Annotated in this window: 5 protein-coding genes and 2 pseudogenes; 5 read left to right on the top strand and 2 right to left on the bottom strand. The window is 48.2% G+C overall.

Translation table 11 applies throughout. The features are described 5' to 3' along the window. Positions 1-593: pseudogene (locus H6G03_RS36650) on the bottom strand (RNA-guided endonuclease InsQ/TnpB family protein); the annotation flags it as partial. Positions 594-921: 328 nt separating this feature from the next. On the opposite strand from H6G03_RS36650, the gene moaA reads away from it, so the two are divergent. Next, positions 922-1908, top strand: coding sequence for a GTP 3',8-cyclase MoaA (moaA, locus tag H6G03_RS36645; RefSeq protein ID WP_190475790.1), 987 nt, complete (start codon positions 922-924; stop codon positions 1906-1908). A 69-nt stretch (positions 1909-1977) separates the two neighbouring features. Here the strand turns inward: moaA and rpsD are convergent, their stop codons facing one another. Next, positions 1978-2586 (bottom strand): 30S ribosomal protein S4, encoded by a 609-nt coding sequence (gene rpsD / locus H6G03_RS36640; protein WP_190475788.1) that lies wholly within the window; start codon positions 2584-2586, stop codon positions 1978-1980. 231 nt (positions 2587-2817) lie between these two features. Here rpsD and H6G03_RS36635 point away from each other — a divergent pair, with 231 nt between their 5' ends. From H6G03_RS36635 to H6G03_RS38580, 4 genes and pseudogenes are all read left to right on the top strand, one after another. Continuing rightward, positions 2818-3423, top strand: coding sequence for a hypothetical protein (locus H6G03_RS36635; RefSeq protein ID WP_191056515.1), 606 nt, complete (start codon positions 2818-2820; stop codon positions 3421-3423). Between the two features lie 148 nt (positions 3424-3571). After that, positions 3572-3727, top strand: a complete 156-nt coding sequence (locus H6G03_RS36630; protein ID WP_190475784.1) for a hypothetical protein — start codon at positions 3572-3574, stop codon at positions 3725-3727. Positions 3728-3814: 87 nt separating this feature from the next. Further along, on the top strand, positions 3815-5692 hold the full coding sequence (locus H6G03_RS36625) for a ShlB/FhaC/HecB family hemolysin secretion/activation protein (RefSeq protein WP_190475782.1): 1878 nt from the start codon (positions 3815-3817) through the stop codon (positions 5690-5692). A 292-nt stretch (positions 5693-5984) separates the two neighbouring features. Continuing rightward, a pseudogene (locus H6G03_RS38580) lies at positions 5985-6085 on the top strand (transposase); the annotation flags it as partial.

Raw genomic sequence — 6085 nt, 5'->3', positions numbered from 1 at the left:
ACTTTGGCAATCGGATGATAAAGCGGCGGAATTTTTAAAGCAGACAAAACAAAAGAGACAAACCACTTATCAGCCGTTCTCGACACAGTAAATGTCTGAGAACTACAGGTAAAATCTATCTTCTCCTTTAGTCTAAATGTTTTTAAGCCGGGTAATTTGATTTTTTTACCGGCCTCTATTACCACTCTATTCGTGAAAGGTAGTGCTGGTTTACCTTTGGCTGGATAAACCCCGGAAGTTTTATAAACAGTAAACGAGTCCCCTTGTTTTTTAGTTTGCTTTTTTGGGAACTCTGCTGAGCCTTTACGCCATCGATTGAAAGCATTTTTCAAGTCTTGAAAAGCTGACTGATATACGGTGGAAGTGTATTTTTTCATCCACGCATATTCAGACCTTTTCATTACCACTTGTGTGAAGATTTTTTTAATCGCATCAATGCGCTTAGAGTCACTGGCTGGGATATTTTCAAATCCCCAACTTGCTGTGAGGAGTTCGAGTCCAAAGTTATAAACAAACCTGCGATACCCAGCCCCGCCGCGCATGAGAGAGGTTTCTCGATTATTTAGTTTTAATTCTCTTTTGAGTGCGTACACGACAACATCTGCTTAAATTTGTTTATTTTATTAAGTATAACCCGATCGAGAAGTATATGAAAATTTAACCAACGATTCAGTGCAGACCATCCTCAACATGATTCAGGTACTACCGATGCTACCGGACAGGATATTATTTCAAATTTTGCATAAGTTTTATGAGCAATCGGGAAAGGCGATCGCACACAACACCCTTATCTTTCATAACAGTTCTACCATAGTCATTAAGCCTGAAAATATACGCAAATCCCTTTTTTTCTGGCTACATCAGAAAACCCGCGTTGGGGCGAGGCTTCTTTAGGTACAGCAAACTGAGCAAAATCAAAACATGAACCAAGTTGATTACCTCCGGATTAGCTTAATCGATCGCTGCAATTTCCGGTGTCAGTATTGTATGCCGGAAGGGGCAGAGCTAAACTACATCTTGCAGCAACACCTGTTGACCGACGAAGAACTGCTCACCCTGATTGAGGAAGTGTTTGTACCTGTGGGATTTACGCGATTTCGCCTGACAGGAGGAGAGCCTTTGCTGCGTCAGAACGTTGTAGAGTTGGTAAGGGCGATCGCATCTTTTCCCGAAACTCAAGATATCTCGATGACTACCAACGGGTTTTTACTCGCTGGAATGGCGCAAGATTTGTACGATGCCGGTTTGCGACGCATTAATATCAGTCTGGATTCCCTCAACCCGGATACTTTTGATAAAATCGTCGGCAATCGCGGTCGATCGCGCTGGCAGGAGGTTTGGGAGGGCATTCAAGCTGCGTATCGGGTAGGGTTCGATCCCCTCAAATTGAACGTAGTTATAATTCCGGATGTGAACGATCGCGAAGTTCTCGATTTAGCAGCTCTCACCTTCGATCGAGAATGGCACGTTCGTTTTATTGAATTTATGCCGATTGGCAATGGCGAACTATTCGGTAATCGCGGTTGGGTGTCTTCCGAAGAGTTACGACAGCGCATCCGCGCTCGCTGGGGCTTGACAGAAGGGCAAGTTCGCGGTAATGGCCCTGCCGATGTGTTCCAGATACCGGGAGCGAAGGGGACGTTGGGATTTATCAGCCAGATGTCAGAATGTTTTTGCGATCGCTGTAATCGGATGCGCCTTTCGGCAGATGGTTGGTTGCGTCCGTGTTTGTTAAACGAAAGCGGACAAATTGACCTAAAGAGCGCACTCCGCGCTGGTGTTAGCACGGATGAATTACGCGATCGAGTTTTTCAGCTACTGGCGATTAAACCAGAGATTAACTTCAAACAGCGCTATTCGGGAACGACTGGTGCTTATTCCCGCACCATGTCGCAAATTGGCGGCTGAAAGAATTTTAGATTTTGGATTTTGGATTTTGGATTGAATTTAAAATCCAAAATCCGAAATCGAAAATCCTTAGGCTTGCCGCGAGTAGTATTCAACCACCAGCAGCTCGTTGATTTGTAGCGCCACCCATTCGCGTTCGACCAGACCGTTAACTTTGCCAACAAGCTTGTTTTTATCAAACTCCAAATGGCTGGGTAGGTTTGCCAAACCGGGGTATTGCAGGTTAGCTTCCACCAGCTTGCGGGATTTTTCCCTGTCTCTGACACCGATCGTTTCTCCGGGTCTGCAACTGTAGCTGGGAATGTTGACTACGCGACCGTTCACTGTGATGTGACCGTGATTTACCAGCTGGCGGGCTGCTGGGATGGTGGGAGCCATACCCATACGGAACACCGTATTATCCAGGCGCATTTCCAGCAACTGCAACAGCACCTGTCCGGTGGAACCGGTAACGCGACGGGCTCTGCGGACGTAGCGCAGCAGCTGGGTTTCGGTTAAACCATAGTTAAAGCGAAGCTTTTGCTTTTCTTCTAAACGAATAGCATATTCAGAACGCTTCTTGCGGTTCTGACCGTGCTGACCGGGTGGATAAGCACGTCTTGGCGACTTCCGAGTTAAGCCGGGTAAGTCTCCCAAGCGACGAACAACTCTGAGGCGTGGGCCTCTGTATCGCGACATCTCGCTTCCTCTCTAGATCCTCAATATAATAGCCAGACTTTCCAGTATCGCAAACTTTTAGTGCAAATATCAACAAGATAGATCGAATCTGCTATTGTTTTGTTCATTGCAGGACGTTGTGCTTAGGGCTACTGAAAACCCTACCCCCAGCCGTCAGGCGGGGTAGGGTAGTTTATATTGGCAGAGGTTTATCTAACTTTAACCATGATGGGAAAGAGTTTTTCCAATAAATTGTCTCGTTTAATTCGCTGTTGGGCTACACCCTTGGCGACACTGTGTTTATTGCCTTACGCTATACCCAGCAATCCGGCTGGAGCAGTGACGCGGAACGAGTTCCGAAGATGTGCCTACGAGATGGTGCGTGCGGATATACCCGCAGCGGTAGCGGCAGACGCCTGTGCAGCATCGCTGTATCCGGAAGATTTAACCAGATGCGTTATGGGGATAAATCAGCAAACGAACATTGCGGCGGTGGATGCCCTTTCCACTTGCGTGACGGTGCGACGACCCCGCGACCTGGCAACCTGCGTGGTAAATATCAGCAACCGCACTCAAAACGCATCGGCTCCAGACGTTTTGGATAATTGCCGCCGCAGTTTGTTACCGGTGCGCTTTGCTGATTGCGTGGTGGGATTGCATAGGGAAGTGGATATTTCTGTGTCGCAAGTGATGAGAACCTGCATTGATGGGAGCGATCGCCCACAGGATTTTTACCCTTCCAGTGTAGCGCCCCGCAGAACTTCACCGCTGCTCGATCGGCCTATTCCCGTACCCCAAACGCCACCGCTGGGGCCATCAAACTTGCCCATATTGCCTAGAAACCCGCGAGGGTTGTAAAAAATTACTTGTGCTAAGCTGACTGCAAATTATTCTGTATTTTTGAGCGGGCAAGTTGTGGAACGCTGCGAGATTGCTGGGTGTGTTTCGATTTTCCGATTAGCAGTCAGCTACGCCTGCTACAGCGCAACCGTTCGCTTTTGCGAGTGTGGGAATAAATTATACACTCAACCCTCAAGGCAATAAAAGGGCGATCGACACAGAAAATAGCAACGAGCGAAAATTTTTACGTATCTTATTGCATATTCCCGATCCTACTGGCAGTAAAGCTTTATTTCTGGCTTTAATGGTAGAAAGTCAATGATGATAAACTCCAAGGAAGAATTAAAATTCCCTGTTGAAGGTGCCTACCGTTACATTTATAGTCCAGAAGTAATACCAGCTTTTTGCAATGCACCCCAAAAACCACACTAAAAACTTAAAACTTAAGGAAACTAACAAGACAAAAGAAAAACAAAATCTTTCTCTTTTGCCTTTTGCCGCCGTAACCGGGCAAACCTTGGGAACGCTTTTACCTTCTAACGCTGCATCCTATCTCGCCTTAAGTCTGGTAGCCTTAATCGGCAGTTTGTACGCTGAAGGGCTGAAAGCACAGACTCTGACACCAAATCCCAGCCAAGTACCGAATCCGGTGCTTCCCACTCCGCCAACACCGCCGCCTTTACCGCCACTACCAACGCCCGCACCGCTACCACCACCTTCCGAACTGCTGCAACCATCAACTCCCTCAAATACGGCACCTACAGAACCTGCCCCCAGTGACCTTCCCAGTACCATCAAAGTGGAACGGTTCGAGTTCGAGGGCAATACAGCCTTGAGCGATCGAGAATTAGCTGAAGTTACTAAACCATTTCTGGGCGATGTTTCCTTTGCCCAGCTGCTGCAAGCGCGTTCTGCGGTAACGCAACTGTACGTCAGCAAGGGATACATCACATCTGGTGCTTTTATTCCACCCCAAGCACTCAACGGCGGCGTTGTCAAGATTCAGGTGGTGGAAGGTGTTGTGGAAGAAATCCGAGTTACCGGTACTGGGCGGTTGAATGCTAACTATGTGCGATCGCGGGTTGCCTTGGGTGCAGATAAGCCGCTGAATGTCAACCGCCTGCTGCAATCTCTGCAACTGCTGCAACTCAATCCCTTAATCAGAAATATTTCCGCAGAACTTTCAGCGGGATCGCGTCCCGGATCTAGTGTACTGGAAGTGACAGTACGACCAGCCCCAACCGAAGACCTTCAGATCACTTTCGATAACGGTCGTTCGCCTAGCGTGGGTACTTTACGGCGAGGAGTGGCGTTTACCGAAGCTAACTTGCTGGGACAGGGAGATGCTTTGGCCTTGTCCTATGCCAATACTACCGGCAGTCACGAATTCGATGCCAGCTATACTTATCCCATCAACGCCCGTAACGGCACCCTCCGTTTCAGCTTTGGTTACACAAAAAGCAGTATCATCGAAGAACCTTTCGACCAAGTTGATATTGAGGCGGCTTCCCGCGACTACGAACTGACATACCGCCAACCAATTATTCAAACTCCTACTCAAGAATTCGCCGTGGGTGTGACCGCTTCTCGGCGAGAAAGCAAGACTTTCCTTTTAGATGAGCCTTTCCAGCTTTCTCCCGGTGCGGATGACGAGGGGCGCACGCGCATTTCGGCGATCCGGGTTTTCCAAGAATGGACGCAGCGAAGCAGTCAATCTGTATTCGCCGCTCGATCGCAGTTCAATTTTGGCATAGGTGCTTTTGACGCCTCGATTAACGAAAGCTATCCAGATAGCCGATTTGTCGGTTGGCGGGGACAGGCGCAATGGTTGCGTCTGCTGGGAGGACGAGGAAGAGATACGACTAATTCCCCTTTGCTGTTGCTGCGTGCAGATATGCAGTTAGCCGATCGCGCTCTTTTACCATTAGAGCAGTTTGGTTTGGGTGGTTTTGAAAGCGTGCGCGGATATCGTCAAGACGCCTTACTCACGGATAATGGCGTTTTTGCTTCTGCGGAAGTCCGCTTTCCCATTTATCGCCTCTCGGAAGGGCGCGGTCTTTTGCAAGTCATTCCGTTTGTGGATGTCGGTAAAGTATGGAACAGTTCTGGCAGAGTCAATCCAGAAACCAATAACCTAGCATCTGTCGGTGTGGGGGTACAGTGGCAAATGGGCGATCGGATGCGAGCTCGTATAGATTACGGTATCCCCCTGATCGATCTCGGTGGTGAGGAAAGGACTTTGCAGGAAAAGGGATTGTATTTCTCGTTGCAGTTCAATCCCTTTTAGAGGGGTTAGGGGTTAGGGGTTAGGGGCTAGGGGAAGAGGGAGAGGGGGAGAACGGGAGAGCGGGGGAGGGGGAGAACGGGAGAAATTGTCTTTCATATTTCTCCCATTCTCCCTGTTCCCGACGCTCTAGCCGTTACCTATAAAATTGAGATAAGCGCTGACCGAAAAGCGAGACGCAAGCCCCTGGCTTTAGACATGGGGATAAGTCGATAAGCGACTTTAGTCGCCGTCTCGATTTCCGTTTAGACTCGAATTGCGTTAAACTAATTGACGTAGAGGTTTTCCGAGTCAAATGATAGTTTTAGAATTTAAAGCTCAAGGGAAAACAACTCAATACCAAGCCATTGATGAAGCAATTAGGACTGCTCAATTTGTGCGAAATAAATGTCTCCG

The sequence above is a fragment of the Aerosakkonema funiforme FACHB-1375 genome, from assembly GCF_014696265.1.
GTDB lineage: Bacteria > Cyanobacteriota > Cyanobacteriia > Cyanobacteriales > Aerosakkonemataceae > Aerosakkonema > Aerosakkonema funiforme_A.
The sequence above is the reverse complement of the archived record's forward strand: the minus strand, read 5'-3'. Positions and strand labels throughout refer to the sequence as shown.

Excerpts from the sequence above, each read along its gene's own strand:
- moaA (WP_190475790.1), top strand. The coding sequence starts at position 922 with ATGAACCAAGTTGATTACCTCCGGATTAGCTTAATCGATCGCTGCAAT.
- rpsD (WP_190475788.1), bottom strand. The coding sequence starts at position 2,586 with ATGTCGCGATACAGAGGCCCACGCCTCAGAGTTGTTCGTCGCTTGGGA.
- H6G03_RS36625 (WP_190475782.1), top strand. The coding sequence starts at position 3,815 with ATGCACCCCAAAAACCACACTAAAAACTTAAAACTTAAGGAAACTAAC.